The organism is Rhodococcus sp. AC861, from assembly GCF_979256035.1.
In genome coordinates this window covers 792,191-808,358 of record NZ_CEEDMW010000002.1, presented here as the reverse complement: position 1 = coordinate 808,358, position 16,168 = coordinate 792,191, and the positions used below count along the sequence as shown (strand labels likewise).

At 66.8% G+C, this 16,168-nt stretch carries 9 protein-coding genes and 1 tRNA gene; 4 read left to right on the top strand and 6 right to left on the bottom strand.

The features are described 5' to 3' along the window. Positions 1-24 precede the first annotated feature (24 nt). Entirely contained in the window at positions 25-1,611 is a 1,587-nt protein-coding gene (locus AC0IX4_RS09205) for a phage infection protein (RefSeq protein WP_471828760.1), read from the top strand. Between the two features lies 1 nt (position 1,612). Here AC0IX4_RS09205 and AC0IX4_RS09200 read toward each other — a convergent pair whose 3' ends face one another. Further along, on the bottom strand, positions 1,613-1,897 hold the full coding sequence (locus AC0IX4_RS09200; protein ID WP_042573496.1) for a putative quinol monooxygenase: 285 nt from the start codon (positions 1,895-1,897) through the stop codon (positions 1,613-1,615). A gap of 162 nt (positions 1,898-2,059) precedes the next feature. Between AC0IX4_RS09200 and AC0IX4_RS09195 the strand changes: the two genes are divergently transcribed. Further along, entirely contained in the window at positions 2,060-2,611 is a 552-nt protein-coding gene (locus AC0IX4_RS09195) for a TetR family transcriptional regulator (protein ID WP_471828759.1), read from the top strand. A 10-nt stretch (positions 2,612-2,621) separates the two neighbouring features. Here AC0IX4_RS09195 and AC0IX4_RS09190 read toward each other — a convergent pair whose 3' ends face one another. Further along, entirely contained in the window at positions 2,622-5,012 is a 2,391-nt protein-coding gene (locus AC0IX4_RS09190; protein ID WP_471828758.1) for a cytochrome P450, read from the bottom strand. A 133-nt stretch (positions 5,013-5,145) separates the two neighbouring features. Further along, positions 5,146-6,111: an NAD(P)-dependent oxidoreductase gene (locus AC0IX4_RS09185; RefSeq protein WP_471828824.1), complete on the bottom strand. Its 966-nt coding sequence runs from the start codon at positions 6,109-6,111 to the stop codon at positions 5,146-5,148. On the opposite strand from AC0IX4_RS09185, the gene AC0IX4_RS09180 reads away from it, so the two are divergent. Then, on the top strand, positions 6,110-7,624 hold the full coding sequence (locus tag AC0IX4_RS09180; protein WP_042573492.1) for an MFS transporter: 1,515 nt from the start codon (positions 6,110-6,112) through the stop codon (positions 7,622-7,624). The genes AC0IX4_RS09185 and AC0IX4_RS09180 overlap by 2 nt on opposite strands. Before the next feature lie 71 nt (positions 7,625-7,695). Here AC0IX4_RS09180 and AC0IX4_RS09175 read toward each other — a convergent pair whose 3' ends face one another. The 3 genes from AC0IX4_RS09175 to AC0IX4_RS09165 form a co-directional block, all read right to left on the bottom strand. Then, positions 7,696-9,162 carry a glutamate synthase subunit beta gene (locus AC0IX4_RS09175; protein ID WP_042573491.1) on the bottom strand — a complete coding sequence of 489 codons (1,467 nt, stop codon included), beginning with the start codon at positions 9,160-9,162 and terminating at the stop codon, positions 7,696-7,698. Then, on the bottom strand, positions 9,155-13,756 hold the full coding sequence (gene gltB, locus AC0IX4_RS09170; protein WP_042573490.1) for a glutamate synthase large subunit: 4,602 nt from the start codon (positions 13,754-13,756) through the stop codon (positions 9,155-9,157). The genes AC0IX4_RS09175 and gltB overlap by 8 nt, the downstream gene beginning before the upstream one ends. Positions 13,757-14,166: 410 nt before the next feature. Then, positions 14,167-14,252: transfer RNA gene (locus AC0IX4_RS09165), tRNA-Leu, on the bottom strand. Between the two features lie 278 nt (positions 14,253-14,530). On the opposite strand from AC0IX4_RS09165, the gene AC0IX4_RS09160 reads away from it, so the two are divergent. Continuing rightward, positions 14,531-16,123 carry a DUF3662 and FHA domain-containing protein gene (locus tag AC0IX4_RS09160; protein ID WP_471828757.1) on the top strand — a complete coding sequence of 531 codons (1,593 nt, stop codon included), beginning with the start codon at positions 14,531-14,533 and terminating at the stop codon, positions 16,121-16,123. The last annotated feature ends 45 nt before the right edge of the window (positions 16,124-16,168 follow it).

Below are 16,168 nucleotides of genomic sequence, written 5' to 3'. Positions count from 1 at the left end.
TCACCCGTTAGCCTGAGGCTCATCATGACTTCTCCCACTGCACACGGCGCTCAGCGATCCGGTCTCGCCTCGACCTTGTCGCGGCCCGTGATCGTCATCCTGGTGATCGCGCTCCCGTTGATCCTCGCCGGCCTCTTCGCCTCCCTCAGCGGACGCGACGTCCGACCGGTGTCGTCGTCCACCAGCTCGAGCGACGCAGGAACCGACTCGGGTGATCAGACCGGTGGCACCGCCGCTGCAGCGGATCCGCTGGCCAAGACGCGCTCGGCGCTGTCGCAGACGCAGCTCCCGCTCAGTCTCCTCAGCGGTGGCCTGACGCAGCTCACCGACTCGGCGCCGCTGCTGACCGACGGCGTGACGCAGCTGTCCGACGGGCTCGGCCAGGCGCGGACCGGCACCGTCCAGCTCGCCGACGGCAACACCCAGCTGGCAGCAGGTCTGGTGCAGCTCCAGGGCGGCGTGGGGCAGCTCGGTGACGGTGCGTCGCAGATCAGCGGCGGCGTGAACCAGTTGACGACGCCGTTGCTCGCGCTGGGTGAGAAGCAGGCAAAGGTCACCTCGTCGATCGCCGATGTGGCCAACACGATCGAGACACTGAACAACCCGATCACCACCGATGCCGCACGGCAACTGCGCGACCTGATCGCCGAGCTGAACCGCCAGGGCATCGGTCCCGACGCGATCTCCCAGATCAACCAACTGCGTGACGGCGCTGCGCTGCTCGCCTTCCAGCTCGACGATCCGTCGAGCGAGTTCGTCACCGGCGTCGCCACGGCAGTGGACGGCAGCAACCAGTTGGCGACCGGCTCGAACCAGCTCCTCGACGGCATCGTCCAGCTCGACGACGGCGGCAAGCAGCTGAAGGCGGGCACGGACCAGCTCACGACCGGCATCGCGCCGATCCAGGGTGTCGTCACCAGCCTGCAGACCAACGTGAAGACGGCCACGACCTCGCTGCCCGCAGCGAACGCCGTGGCCACCACGACGACGACGGACGACAACGGCGGGACGCAGACGACGATGGTCGTCTCGAGCAGCTCGACGTCCAGCTACTACCTGATCGCCGCGCTGGTGGCGGTCGCTGCCGCGGCTGCGGTCAGCCTCATGCGTCTGCTCACCCGCCGTGACCGGATCGCGCGTCTCGCGCCCGTGATCGGTGCGGTTGCCGTCACGGCCGCAGCCGGTGTCGTCTACTGGTTCGTCGGAGACGGCCCGAGCTTCGGCTCGCTGCTCGGCGGCATCGTCTTCCTGCTGCTGTCCTCGGCGGCGTTCCTCGCCGCGGCCGGAGCCGTCCAGATGGCCTTCGGACGCGTCGTCGGACAGTCGATCAACTTCGTTCTGTTGCTGGTCCAGCTGGTTCTGGCCGGTGGGGCACTGGTGTCCTCGCCCGACAGTTCGATCTTCGGCAAGGCCGCGGCGTTCACGCCCGTGGGCTGGCTGGCCGCCGGTCTGGAGCGCATCGCTGCCGACTCCATGGACTCCACGGGCTGGCTCGCCGTGCTGGTCATGGTCGCGCTGCTCGCGGTCGCTGGAGTGGTGTACTCCGTGGTCGCGCGGTCCGAACCGGGTGACGACGCATCGACGTACCGGGACGAACCGCGCTACGCCTGAGTCAGGCGGGGGTCAGCGGATGGATCGCGAGGGCCCCCAGCTTGGCGCCGTGCTTACCCATGACGTCGGCCATGTGCGGCGACGCCATGTGCCCGTCCAGCGCGGCCTGATCTCGCCACAACTCGACGGTCACGATCGTGTCGGCCGCAGCGTTCGAGGTGTAGACGTCGTACTCCAGGCACCCGTCCTCGTCGCGCGTGAGGACGGCGAACTCACGCATCGCCTGCAGCACCTCGTCGAATCCCTCGGTCACCGGGATAGTCGCCACCACGTGTAGATCGCTCATGTCGTTCCTCGTTCCGCTAGTCCTCATCGGTCCACCCGAACGTACGGCGACCGGAGACGCGGCGGTCGGGATTCGCCCCGTCCGGTGTCACGGAGCTGGACAACCACGGCGGTTCTGTATTCGGGAAGAACAGTAAGAAGCGATGTGTCGTAGGCTGAGACGGTGAACGCACCCGCCTTCTACGACGAACTCCGCGCCCTCCGCAGGGAGCGCCTGCTCGACGCCGGTGTCGCCATCATCGTCGAGGAGGGGTGGGATCGACTGTCGATGACGCGGGTAGCCACACGGTCGGGCATCCCCCGCCAGAGCCTCTACAAGGAGGTCGGTACCAAGACCGAACTGGGCGAGTCGATCGTCGCTCGCGAGGTCGAGCGTTTCATGGCCGGGGTACTCGACAGCTTCGACGCCCAGCCGGACTCGGTGGTCGACGGTCTGTCGGCCGGCGTCCGGTACGTCCTCGAACACGGCCAGGACAACACCGTGCTGAAGGCGGTCCTGACCCCGGGTCACGACCCGGAGCTGCTCCGACTGCTCACCGTGCGCAGCGACGCCGTGCTCGAACAGGCGGTGCAGGTGATCACCGAGAGCCGCGGTCTTGCCGAGGCGACGGTGGACACAGTGGTCCGACTCACGCTCAGTCACCTTCTGCAGCCGACCGTCTCGATCGACGAGGCGGTCACCCGCATCCGCCGCGTCGTCTCCGCCCTGGTGTGACGACGCAGCCTCACATATCGAGGATCAGCTTCGCGGACAGCGACCTTGAGACGCACGGCATCATCGTGGTGCCTCGCTCGTGCTCCGACGCAGTCAGGATCGAGTCCCGGTGGTCGGGCGTGCCTCCGAGGACGTCGACCTCGCAGGTTCCGCAGACACCTTCCATGCACGACCCGAGCACGTCGACGCCTGCTCTCTCGACCGCGTCGAACACGGACACACCCGCAGGTACCGACACCGTCACGCCCGATCGCGAACACTCCACCTCGAACGAGTCGAGTGCACCCTCGGCCGGCTCGACTTTCTTCGCTGCGAAACGCTCGATGTGGAGGCTGCCGTCAGGCCACGCCGCGCACCTCTCCTCCACGGCGTCGAGCAGCGCGCCGGGACCGCAGGCGTAGACCAGGGTGTCCGGCAGCGGCGTGCCGAGCGCGGACGCCAGATCGAGCAGGCCCTTGTCGTCCTGCGGCCAGACCGTGACCCGCGGATCACCCTCGAGCCGGTCGAGGAACGCCATGGACTCACGGGATCTGCCGCCGTACAGCAACGACCATTCCGCGCCGACCGCCTCGGCCGCGTCGATCATCGGGAGGATCGGGGTGATCCCGATTCCGCCGGCGATGAACAGGTACCGCGGCGACGGAAGGAGTCGGAAGTTGTTGCGTGGGCCGCGCACTCGCACGGTGGCACCGTCCACGAGAGTGTCGTGGACGTACGCCGATCCGCCGCGGCCGTTCGGTTCGCGGAGAACCGCGACTGTCCACGACGACGTGTCGGCGGCGCGTCCGCAGAGCGAGTACTGCCGTTCCAGTCCGTTGTCGAGGACGAGGTCGACATGGGCGCCGGCGGTCCAGGACGGCAACGTCGCGCCCGCCGGGTCGGTGAGCGTGAGTTCCACGATCCCGTCGGCCACCTCACGGCGCTCGGCGACTCGGGCCGTGAACTCACCGACGGAGGTGACGGCGGGGGCGCGGCGCGGCGCGGCGGATCGGTCGCGGCGACGGGCACCGGACCGGGGCGGACGACCGATCGGTGTGAGGGTCACCATCATCTCGGTGTAGCCCCTGACGAAGTTCGACTGCAGGTATCCGGGTTCACCGAGCACCTCGATGTCCTCGAACCGCGCGAGCAATTCCTCCCAGAGAATCCGGAGCTGCATCTCTGCCAGCCGGCTTCCCATGCATCGATGGACACCGATTCCGAACGACAGGTGCTGGCGCGCATTCGGGCGGTCGATGACGAAGTCGTCGGAATTCTCGAACGTCCGTTCGTCACGGTTGGCCGACGCGTACCACATGACAACTTTGTCGCCCTTGCGGATGAATTGGCCGTTCAACACGGTGTCCTTGGTCGCGATCCGACGCATGTGTGCCAGCGGGGTCTGCCACCTGATGATCTCGTTGACGAGCTTCGGGACAAGGCCGTGGTCCGCCCGCAGCCGATCGAACTGATCCGGGAACTGATTCAGTGCGTACACGCCGCCCGTCATCGAATTCCGCGTGGTGTCGTTGCCGCCCACGATGAGCAGGGTCAGGTTGCCGAGAAACTCCATCGGCCGCTCGATCAGGTCCTTGGTGTCCTCGGACATCTGCATCAAGGTGATGAGGTCGTACCCCGGCTTCTCGCCCGCCGCGAGTCGCGCGGCCTTGTCGTGCCACAACTCACTGAAGCTGCGCGCCATGTCGGCCACTCCGCGGTAGACCTCGTCCATGTCGTTCGAGCCCCCGGTGGCCGAGGCGCTGGCAGCTGCGAGTTCGGTCCAGTACACGAGCTTGCGGCGCTGCTCGTACGGAAAGTCGAGCAGTGTCGCGAGCATCCGGGAGGTCAGTTCGATGGACACCTTGTCGACCCAGTCGAAAGGCTCGTCGACCGGGAGCTCGTCGAGCACCTCCTGCACGCGTGAGCGGATGAGGCCTTCCATCTCCTCGAGATTCCGCGGGCTCACGACACCCTGCACCGCGTCACGCTGTCGATCGTGACGTGGCGGGTCCATCGCGATGAACATCTCGACGTCCAGGCCCTCCGGCGGCGTACCGATGACGATCTGCGGCTCCGCCGAGAACGTCTCGAAGTCCTTGTCCACCGCGAGGATGTCGGCGTACCGGGTGACCGACCAGTACGGCCCGAATGCGCTGTGGGCCTGGTAGTGGACCGGTGCCTCGTCCCGCAGGCGGGCGAAGTAGGAGTCGTACTTCCCCTGGCCGTACAGGAAGGGATTGCTGACGTCGATCTCGGTCAGATCCAGCCCGTCGACGTCAGGGATCACGTCCTCGACGAACGTCGGTTGGCGCTCCCCCAGCACGAGCCTCTTGGCTTTCTGCGCCAGACGCAGGCCCTGGACCTGCTTGTCCATCGGGACCGTCGCCCGAGCTTTGTCGAGGACCCTGTCGAGAACGCTCATGACTGCAACCGCCTTGCGCTGGTGACTTCCTTGTCGGACAGAAGTACAACACAAGTCGGAGTCGATGACAATGATCGTGTTTTTGTCGCACCGCTGGACATGATCGGTCACAACGTACGGAGTGGTACCCGATTCAGTCCTGAGATTCCCGATCCGCCTCGAACGCCGTGACGACGGCCGACAGGTCGTCCGCCCCATGCCCGGAGGTGCCGGCGTCGACGTACGCGCTACGGATCGCCTCGAGCAGTCGGCCGGTTCGCGGAGGAACGGCGTCGATCATCAGACTCACGTCCTTGACCACGCCGTCGACTCCGAACGACGGTGTGAAGTCACCGGCGATCATGGCCTTCCCCTTGGACTGGGTGTACGGCGCGTTCACCGGCCCGCCGTCGAGCGCCTCGAGCACCAGAGCCGGGTCGAGGCCCAGCTCGGAGGCCATCGCCACGGATTGTGCGGTGGCCGCTGTCAGTGTGGCCACCATGGCGTTGCAGGCCAGCTTCAGGGCGCTGGCGCTACCCGGCTCACTGCCCGCCGTCACCGTCTTCACCGTCATCGACTCCAGTGCCGGCCGGACGGTCTCGATCGTCTCTGCCGATCCCGAGATCAGGGCAGTGAGCGTGCCCGACTCCGCGGGCGCCTTGGTTCCGAGCATCGGGCAGTCGACGAAAGCCCGCTCGCGCGCCGCAGCCAGGTCTGCCAGTCGGCGTGCCCCGGCCGGACCGACGGTCGCGCTCTGCAGCCACACCGCGTCGGGGCGCATGGCGGAGAGAAACTTCTCCGCGGTGTCGGCCGTGGCCGCTTCGTCGAACAACATGGTGACGACCACGTCGGCGCCCTCGACACACGACTGCGGATCCGACGCGACGGTCGCACCCTGCTCCTCGAGGGGCCGCGCCTTCTCGGCGTTGCGATTCCAGACGGTCACCTCGTGGCCGCCGCGGAGCAGCGACCCCGCCATGCCCGCGCCCATCGTTCCGATGCCCAGTACTGCGACCTGCATGTCCGACCCCTCTCGTCGACGACGTCGATTCTCTGTCGACCCCGTCCGTGTGTTCCCATCAAGGTGTACCCCACACGCACCGAAGAACGGACCACGCATGTCCAGCACCGACACCGACACCACGACCGAGCGGGCAGGGCGTCGCGAGTGGTGGGGTCTCGCGGTGCTGGTCGTGCCGATCGTCCTGGTGTCGATGGATATGTCCGTGCTCTACCTGGCGCTGCCCTCGCTGACCGAGGATCTGCAGCCGAGCAGTTCGCAGCAGCTCTGGATACTCGACATCTACAGCTTCATGCTGGCCGGCCTGCTGGTCACGATGGGATCGCTCGGTGACCGCATCGGCACGCGCAGACTGCTGATGATCGGCTCGCTGGTCTTCGGCATCGCCTCCGTCGCCGCGGCGTTCTCGCACTCACCCGAAGCACTGATCGCGTCCCGGGTGTTGCTGGGCGTCGGCGGCGCGACGCTGGCCCCGTCGACACTGTCGTTGTTGCGCAAACTGTTCGTCGACCCCGTGCAGCGCGGCGTCGCCATCGGCATCTGGACCGCCGGATTCGCCGGAGGCGGATCGTTCGGGCCCGTCATCGCCGGCACTCTGCTCGAATACTTCTGGTGGGGTTCGGTCTTCCTCATCAACATCCCCATCATGATCGTTCTGCTGATCGCGGCGCCGCTGATCCTCCCCGAAGCCAAGAACCCCGCTCCGGGCCGTTTCGATCTCCCCGCCGTCGCAGCGTCCATCGTCGCCATGCTGGGAATCGTGTACGCGCTCAAGCACGCTGCGCAGAGCGGGCTCGACTGGCAGGTGGCCGCCGCGCTCGCGGTGGGGCTCCTGGTCGGCTGGTGGTTCGTCCGACGTCAACGCGCGAGCACGCACCCGGTCATCGAGTTCGACCTGTTCCGCACCCCAGCCTTCTCGGTCGCGGTGATCGTCATCCTGGTCTCGGTCTTCATCATCACCGGCTTCAATCTGATGCTGTCGCAGTATCTTCAGCTCGTCATGGGCCTCGGAACCCTCGAGGCCGGCCTGTGGTCCCTGATCCCTGCGATAGCGACGGCCGCCGCGTCCCTGAGCGCGCCGCTGATCATGAAGCGCCGCCGACCGTCGGTGATCCTGGTCGGCGCCATCTCGGTGATGGTGCTGGGCGCGGTCGTCATCGGATTCGTGGCGGTCCCGTCGAGTGTCGGGTCGGGTGCGACGCTGGCGATCCTGCTGTGCGGCATGGTGATCGCCGCGGTCGGGGTCGGTACCGGAACCACCTTCGGGTCCGATCGGGTGCTGGCCACCGCGGCCCCGGAGAAGGCGGGCGCGGCCGGCGCGGTGTCGGAGACGGGCGCCGAACTCGGTGGCGCACTGGGCATCGCGGTGCTCGGATCCATCAGCGTCGCCACGTACCGCATCGTGTTGGGTCCCGCCGATGCGGCCGGCGACGGCACTCTCGCCGCCACCCTGTCGGACGCACGGCAACTCGATCCCGACCTCGGTGCCGACCTCGCCGGTCGCGCACGCGAGGCGTACGTCGACGGCATCGTCGCAGCCTCCGGCGCCACGGTCGTCATCCTGCTGATCGCTGGGGCAGCCGCTGCGGCGTTGTTCCGCCGATCACGCTGAAGCTCACACGATGACACCCCCTGCAGCGTCGCTGCAGGGGGTGTCGTGGTCGTTCGGGAGTGTGAACTCCGTCAGCGCTGGGGCGCCTGCGTCGGGACGATCGGCGCCGGCAGAGCAGTCTTGCCCATGAGGAACGTGTCGACCGCCGAGGCGCAGGAACGGCCCTCGGCGATGGCCCACACGATGAGCGACTGACCGCGACCCATGTCTCCGGCCACGAACACGCCTTCGACGTTGGTGTTCCACTGATCGGTGCGGGCGACGTTGCCACGCTCGTTCAGGTCGACACCGAGATCGGTGAGCAGTCCCGGCTGCTCGGGTCCGACGAATCCCATGGCGAGGAAGACGATGTCGGCCTCGAGATGGAAGTCGGAGCCCTCGACCTTGGCGAAGCGACCGTCCTTGAACTCGACCTCGTGCGCGTCGAGTCCGGTGACGTAACCGTTCTCACCGGTGAAGCGCTCGGTGTTGACGGAGAAGACGCGTTCGCCGCCCTCCTCGTGAGCCGAGGACACGCGGTAGACCAACGGGTACGTCGGCCACGGTGTGGATCCGGCGCGCTCCTCGGGCGGTCGCGGCATGATCTCGAACTGGTGCACGCTCGCGGCACCCTGGCGGTGCGACGTACCGAGGCAGTCCGCGCCGGTGTCGCCGCCACCGATGATGATGACCTTCTTGCCCTTGGCGCTGATGGGCGGCTGACCGTAGTCGTCCACCACGTCGTCACCGAGCTGCACTCGGTTGGCCCACGGCAGGAATTCCATCGCCTGGTGGATGCCGCCGTACTCACGGCCGGGCACCTCGAGATCGCGAGCCTTGGTAGCTCCACCGGAGAGAACGACCGAGTCGAATTCGGCGCGCAACTCCTCGGCGGTGATGTCGACACCCACGTTGACGCCTGTGCGGAAGATGGTGCCTTCGGCTTCCATCTGCGCCAACCGGCGATCGATGTGGCGCTTCTCCATCTTGAACTCGGGGATGCCGTAGCGGAGCAGGCCACCGATACGGTCCGCCCGCTCGAACACGGTCACCGTGTGACCGGCGCGCGTGAGCTGCTGTGCGGCGGCGAGTCCCGCGGGACCCGAGCCGACGACGGCGACCTTCTTGCCGGTCAGGTACGTCGGGTAGACGGGCTGGACCCAGCCCTCGTCGAAGGCGCGGTCGATGATCTCGACCTCGACCTGCTTGATGGTCACCGGGTCCTGGTTGATGCCCAGGACGCACGATGCCTCACACGGAGCCGGGCACAGCCGACCCGTGAACTCGGGGAAGTTGTTCGTCGCGTGCAGACGATCGATGCTCTCGCGCCACCGGTCCTTGTAGACCAGGTCGTTCCACTCGGGAATCAGGTTCCCCAGGGGACAACCGTTGTGGCAGAAGGGAATGCCGCAGTCCATGCACCGACTGGCCTGGGTGCGGAGGGTGTCCGCGGAGAAGTCCTCGTACACCTCCTTCCAGTCCATCAGGCGCAGGTCCACGGGACGCCGCTTCGGCAGCTCTCGTGACGTGTTCTTCAGAAATCCTTGCGGGTCACCCACGAGCTGCCTCCATGATCGCCTCGTCCACGTCCGCGCCGTTCTTCTCGGCCTCGGAGATCGCGAGCAGTACCTTCTTGTAGTCGCGCGGCATCACCTTCACGAAGTGATTCACCTGCTGGGACCAGTCCGCGAGGATGCGTTCGGCAACCTCGGACCCGGTCTCGTCGCGATGACGAGTGATCGCGTCCTTGAGCCACGCGAATTCGTCACCCTCGAGATCCTCGATGTCCACGAGCTCGGTGTTGAGGTTGTCCTCGAACGTCGAGTTCGGGTCGAAGACGAACGCCACGCCACCGGACATGCCGGCGCCGAAGTTGCGGCCCGTCTCACCGAGGATCACGACCTTGCCACCGGTCATGTACTCGCACCCGTGGTCACCGACACCCTCGACCACCGCGACGGCACCCGAGTTGCGGACGGCGAAACGCTCACCGACGACGCCGCGGATCAGAGCCTCGCCCTCGGTGGCGCCGAACAGGATCACGTTGCCCGCGATGATGTTGTTCTCCGCGACGAAATCGGAGTTCGCATCCCGCGAGGGGCGGACGATCAGTCGACCACCGGACAGGCCCTTGCCGACGAAGTCGTTGGCGTCGCCCTCGAGCCGGAGCGTCATTCCCTTCGGCACGAACGCACCGAAGCTGTTGCCGGCCGAACCGGTGAACGTGATGTCGATCGTGTTCTGCGGCAGACCGTCGGCGCCGTACGCCTTGGTGACCTCGTGACCGAGCATGGTGCCCACGGTGCGGTTCACGTTGGTGATCCGCGTGGCGAACTCGACCTTCTCGCCCTTGTCCAGAGCGTCGCGGCTCTGGACGATGAGCTGCTGGTCCAGCGCCTTGTCCAACGAGTGATCCTGGGTGCCCGTGCAGTACAGGTCCTGGTTCATGAACGCGGACTCGGCGACGTCGAGGATCGGCGACAGGTCGAGCTTCGACGCCTTCCAGTGCTCCTTGGCGGCCGTGGTGTCCAGCAGCGCGACCTGGCCGATGGCCTCGTCGAGCGTGCGGAAACCGAACTCCGCGAGCAGCTCGCGAACCTCCTCGGCGATGTAGAGGAAGAAGTTCTCCACGAACTCGGGCTGGCCGGCGAACCGCTTGCGCAACACCGGGTTCTGCGTCGCGACACCCACGGGGCAGGTGTCCAGGTGGCACACGCGCATCATGATGCAGCCCGAGACCACCAGCGGGGCGGTGGCGAAACCGAACTCCTCGCCGCCGAGCAGAGCAGCGACCATGACGTCGCGGCCGGTCTTGAGCTGACCGTCCACCTGGACCACGATGCGGTCACGGAGACCGTTGAGGAGCAGCGTCTGCTGGGTCTCGGCCAGGCCGAGCTCCCACGGAGCGCCCGCGTGCTTGACCGAAGTCAGCGGCGTGGCGCCCGTCCCGCCGTCGTGGCCGGAGATCAGCACGACGTCCGCGTGTGCCTTGGACACACCGGCGGCGACCGTTCCGACGCCGACCTCGGAGACCAGCTTCACGTGGATGCGAGCCTGCGGGTTGGCGTTCTTCAGGTCGTGGATCAGCTGAGCGAGATCCTCGATCGAGTAGATGTCGTGGTGCGGCGGCGGCGAGATGAGCCCGACACCCGGCGTGGAGTGCCGGACCTCGGCGACCCACGGGTACACCTTGTGAGCCGGAAGCTGGCCGCCCTCACCCGGTTTCGCACCCTGGGCCATCTTGATCTGGATGTCCGTGCAGTTGGTCAGGTAGTTCGACGTGACACCGAATCGTCCCGACGCGACCTGCTTGACGGCCGACCGACGGGAATCGCCGTTCTCGTCGGGCGTGAAGCGCGCGACGTCCTCGCCGCCCTCACCCGAGTTCGAACGTCCACCGAGACGGTTCATCGCGATGGCCAGAGTCTCGTGCGCCTCCGCCGAGATCGAGCCGTAGCTCATCGCGCCGGTGGAGAAACGCTTGACGATCTCGCGCGCCGACTCCACCTCGTCGATCGAGATCGCGGTGCGACCCTCGGTCTTGAAGCGGAACAGTCCGCGGAGCGACGCCAGACGCTCCGACTGGTCGTCGACCATCCGGGTGTACTCCTTGAACACGGAGTACTGGCCTGTGCGGGTGGCGTGCTGCAGCTTGAAGACGGTGTCCGGGTTGAACAGGTGGTACTCGCCTTCGCGACGCCACTGGTACTCGCCACCGGTCTCGAGCTCGCGGTGCGCGCGCTCGAACTTGTTGTCCAGGTAGGCGACTCCGTGTCGCACGGATACATCGGCGGCGATCTGGTCGAGGTCGATCCCGCCCAGGGGCGACGCGATGCCGTAGAAGTACTCGTCGACGAGTTCCTGCGACAGGCCGATGACCTGGAACAGCTGGGCGCCGGTGTAGGACGCCAGCGTCGAGATACCCATCTTCGACATGACCTTCAGGACGCCCTTGCCGGCCGCCTTGATGTAGTTCTTCACCGCGGTGTCGTAGTCGATGTCCTGCAGGTTGCCGCGGTCGATCATGTCCTCGATCGACTCGAACGCCATGTAGGGGTTCACCGCTGCCGCACCGAATCCGACGAGCGTCGCCATGTGGTGCACCTCGCGAGCATCACCCGCTTCGACGATGAGACCGACCTTGGTCCGGGTCTTCTCGCGGATCATGTGGTGGTGCACGGCCGACGTCAGCAGCAGCGAGGGGATCGGCGCCAACTTCTCGCTCGACTCACGGTCACTCAGGATGACGATGCGTGCGCCGCCGGCGATGGCTGCGGACACCTGCGAACGGATGATTTCGAGCGAACGACGAAGTCCCTCACCACCTTCCGCCACCGGGTAGAGGCCGCGGACGACGACGGAGCGGAGTCCGTCCTGCAGACCGTCGTCGTTGATGTGCACCAACTTCGACAACTGGTCGTTGTGCAGGATCGGTGACGTGAGAACGATCTGACGGCACGCTTCGGCAGTGGGCTGCAGCAGATCCCGCTCGGGACCGATGGTTCCGCCCAGGCTGGTGACCACTTCCTCGCGGATCGCGTCGAGCGGCGGGTTGGTCACCTGCGCGAAGAGCTGCGAGAAGTAGTCGAACAACATGCGGGGACGGTTCGACAGCACAGCTACGGGCGTGTCGGTTCCCATCGACCCGATCGCCTCGGCACCCGCCTTCGCCATCGGCGCGACGAGCATGTTCAGCTCCTCGGTGGTGTATCCGAAGATCTGCTGACGGATCAGCACACGGTCGTGCGTCATGTGGACGTGCGGGCGCTCGGGCAGCTCGTCGATGCTGATGAGGCCCTCGTCGAGCCACTCCTGGTACGGGTGTTCCGCAGCCAGCTCGTCCTTGATCTCGTCGTCGCTGACGATCCGGCCCTGCGCGGTGTCCACGAGGAACATGCGGCCGGGCTGCAGGCGGACCTTGCGCACGATCTTCGACGGCTCGATGTCCAGCACGCCGACCTCGGACGCCATGATGACCAGGCCGTCGTCGGTGACCCACAGGCGACTGGGGCGCAGGCCGTTGCGGTCGAGGACCGCACCGATGACCGTGCCGTCGGTGAAGCACACCGAGGCCGGTCCGTCCCACGGCTCCATGAGAGTGGAGTGGTACTGGTAGAACGCCCGGCGGGCGGGATCCATCTTGTCGTGGTGCTCCCACGCCTCGGGGATCATCATCAGCACGGCATGCGGCAGGCTGCGTCCGCCGAGGTGCAGGAACTCGAGCACCTCGTCGAAGCGGGCCGTGTCCGATGCTCCGTGCGTGTTGACGGGGAAGATCTTCTCGAGCTTCTCGGGTCCACCGAAGACGTCCGACTCGATGAGCGCCTCGCGGGCGTGCATCCAGTTCTCGTTGCCGGTGACGGTGTTGATCTCACCGTTGTGCGCGACACGGCGGAACGGGTGCGCCAGCGGCCACGAGGGGAACGTGTTGGTGGAGAAACGCGAGTGCACCAGGCCCAGCGCGCTCTCGACCCGGTCGTCCTGCAGGTCGAGGTAGAAGCCACGCAGCTGCGGCGTCGTCAACATGCCCTTGTAGACGATGGTCGACGGGGACAGCGACGGGAAGTAGACACTTTCGCGGCCGGGGCCGTCCTTGCCCGGGCCCTCGAGGCCGAGCTCGTGCTCGACGCGCTTGCGCACGACGAAGGCTCGCCGCTCGAGATCGATTCCCGAGAGGGAACGGTCGGGCGATGCCACGAACAGCTGGCGGAAGGTCGGCATGGCATCGCGGGCCAGGGCACCGAGCGACGCGTCGTCGGTGTCGATGTCGCGCCACCCCAGAACGTCGAGGCCTTCTTCGACGACGACGCGCTCGACTCCTGCGCAGGCTTCCTCGGACGCGACACGTGCCTGCGGGAGGAAGGCGATGCCGGTGGCGTAGAAACCCTCCGGCGGCAGCTCGAAGTCGACGACGGCGCGGTAGAACTTGTCCGGAACCTGGATCAGGATGCCGGCACCGTCACCGGTGTTGGGTTCTGCGCCCGCAGCGCCGCGGTGTTCGAGGTTGATCAGCGCGGTGATCGCCTTGTCGACGATGTCCCTACTACGACGTCCGTGCATGTCGACCACGAACGCGACACCACAGGAGTCGTGTTCGTTCGCCGGGTCGTAGAGGCCTCGAGCTGATGGGTACCGGTGACCGGGAAGCTGCATGTGTCTTGCCTAACTGACGAGTCGAGCCAAGATCCGCGGAGATTCGACCTCGTTCGAGAAGAGAACGAGCCACCGCGGGGCGATGCGAGAGCGGGTTCGCCGTTGAACCACGCACTCCGATGGGGCTCCGGCTACTCCTGGTGGACGATCTGTTCCGAGGCGATAGCCGAGTGTTTTCGGGCAGGGGCGACTGTTGTGGGTCGGCCCCTCAGCAGAACGATAAGTCAGCACCCCGGCAAATCCACAAATCAGGGCATCCTCATGTTGCGCCGACCTGCAGATACTGTCGTCGATGTCGACGAGATCACGTGATGTCCGCGCCACGCTGCGCGGTGAACTTCGAATTCGCTACCAGAATACCTGGCAAAGAAACTACTGGCCGTAGCGAGTGATCTCGACTACGGCCAGTGTGGTGGGCGAAGGGGGACTTGAACCCCCACGTCCCGAAGGACACTGGCACCTGAAGCCAGCGCGTCTGCCATTCCGCCACTCGCCCGAGCGACGGGAACGAGGCTAACACGACCTGTCTCGCCGACCGAAATCCATACCTCCCGACCGAGTTCCGGGCCCGAGCCGGGGCGGAAACTCGGTTCCGGCCGTATAGCATGGATCAGCAGTCGCACGGCGGTAGGACACGCGCCACCGACCACGCACACAGTCGTGGGCGTTCGGAGGACGTTCGGAGCGTCACGTGATCGGGTACTCCCGATGATGTGACGCGCCCCGTGTCGTGCGACGACGCGTGATCGACCGAGGCGAGACGAGGAGGGTGTCATGGGAGTTGTCCAGCGTTTCGAGAGAAAGCTGCAGAGCGCTGTCGGAGACGCCTTCGCCAGAGTGTTCGGCGGCGGTGTCGTCCCGCAGGAGGTCGAGGCGGCCCTGCAACAGGAAGCCACCGCGTCCGTCCGCACCTTGGACGGCGGGCACCTACTGGCTCCCAACGCGTACGTGATCGCCATCAGCGACTCCGATCACGAACAGTTGGCGTCCGACCACGACCTGACCACCAAGGCGTTCTCCCGACACCTCCAGGACTTCATCACCGAACAGGGATGGCAGACCTACGGCAAGGTGGTCGTCCGGTTCGCACCGTCCTCGACGCTGCACACCGGGCAGTTCCGCACATCGGCCACCGTCGATCCGGACGTCGATCAGCCAGACCCATCGAAACTCACCTCAGGCACAGCCCAACCGTCGTCGATATCAGGAGCCGGCCCCATGACCCAGAACTCAGGGACTCAGAACCAGGGCGACGAGCCCGACCACGAAGGCCAGCGGCCCGCGTCCGGTGTCGCGTCACGCGCACCACGGAACGGCAGTGCCTACCCGTCGGAGGCACCTCGCGGTGTCGACCCGTCGGCCGAGAACAGAGTCCGTCCTCCGCGGGCGTACCAGGACTACCCCGAGCAGGACCGCGGCTACGGACAGCCGGCCGGGGATCCGCGGGAGCAGGTCCGCTACGACCAGGGTGGGTACGGGCGTCAGTCGTACGACCAGCAGCCGTACGACCGTCAGGCCTACGGCCAGCAGAACGGCGATCCTCGGGCGCAGGACCCGCGCGGTCAGGACCAGGGCGGGTACGACCGTCGTGGCTACGGCCAGCAGGGCTACGACCAGCCCGACAACGACCAGCAGGGCTACGACCAGCGCGGGTACGACCAGCGCGGCTACAACCAGGCGGGGTACGACCAGCAGGGTTACGACCAGCAGGGTTACGACCAGCGCGGCTACAACCAGGGCGGCTACGACCAGCGCGGGTACAACCAGGCCGGGTACGACCAGCGTGGTCGCGAGCAGGATCAGGGCGCCGGTGGCTACGAGCCGCAGGCGTACCGCGATCAGCAGGGATACGGACAGCAGGCCGGCTACGGCCAGTCCGGTCGTGACCAGGCCGGCTACGACCAGCCGGCGTACGGCCAGCGGAGCTACGACGACGGTGGCTACGGACGACCGACCCCCGACGCGCGTGCCTACGGTGCAGCCGCGGCGGCTCCGGCATACGACCAGCCGCCCACGCAGGGATACCAGCAGCCGCTCGCCGACGACGGTGACGACTACGACCGCCCGAGTGCGCAGCGCGGACTGTCCGCGACGCTCCAGCTCGAGGACGGCAGTGGCCGTCACTACCAGCTGCGCGAGGGTGGGAACGTCGTCGGGCGCGGCCAGGATGCGCAGTTCCGACTCCCCGACACGGGCGTCTCGCGTCGTCACTTCGAGATCCGGTGGGACGGCCGCGTAGCCATGCTGTCGGATCTGGGTTCCACGAACGGAACGACGGTCAACAGTGCGCCGGTCCAGGACTGGCAGCTGGCCGACGGCGACATCGTTCGCGCCGGCCACTCGGAGATCCTCGTCCGTATCGTCTGACGAGACCCCGGACCACTAGAAGGGCGGCCGTCGCGCGGCGGCCGA

Coding starts and splice junctions, on each gene's coding strand:
- AC0IX4_RS09205 (WP_471828760.1), top strand. CDS start 25: ATGACTTCTCCCACTGCACACGGCGCTCAGCGATCCGGTCTCGCCTCG.
- AC0IX4_RS09200 (WP_042573496.1), bottom strand. CDS start 1,897: ATGAGCGATCTACACGTGGTGGCGACTATCCCGGTGACCGAGGGATTC.
- AC0IX4_RS09190 (WP_471828758.1), bottom strand. CDS start 5,012: ATGAGCGTTCTCGACAGGGTCCTCGACAAAGCTCGGGCGACGGTCCCG.
- AC0IX4_RS09180 (WP_042573492.1), top strand. CDS start 6,110: ATGTCCAGCACCGACACCGACACCACGACCGAGCGGGCAGGGCGTCGC.
- AC0IX4_RS09185 (WP_471828824.1), bottom strand. CDS start 6,111: ATGCGTGGTCCGTTCTTCGGTGCGTGTGGGGTACACCTTGATGGGAAC.
- gltB (WP_042573490.1), bottom strand. CDS start 13,756: ATGCAGCTTCCCGGTCACCGGTACCCATCAGCTCGAGGCCTCTACGAC.
- AC0IX4_RS09160 (WP_471828757.1), top strand. CDS start 14,531: ATGGGAGTTGTCCAGCGTTTCGAGAGAAAGCTGCAGAGCGCTGTCGGA.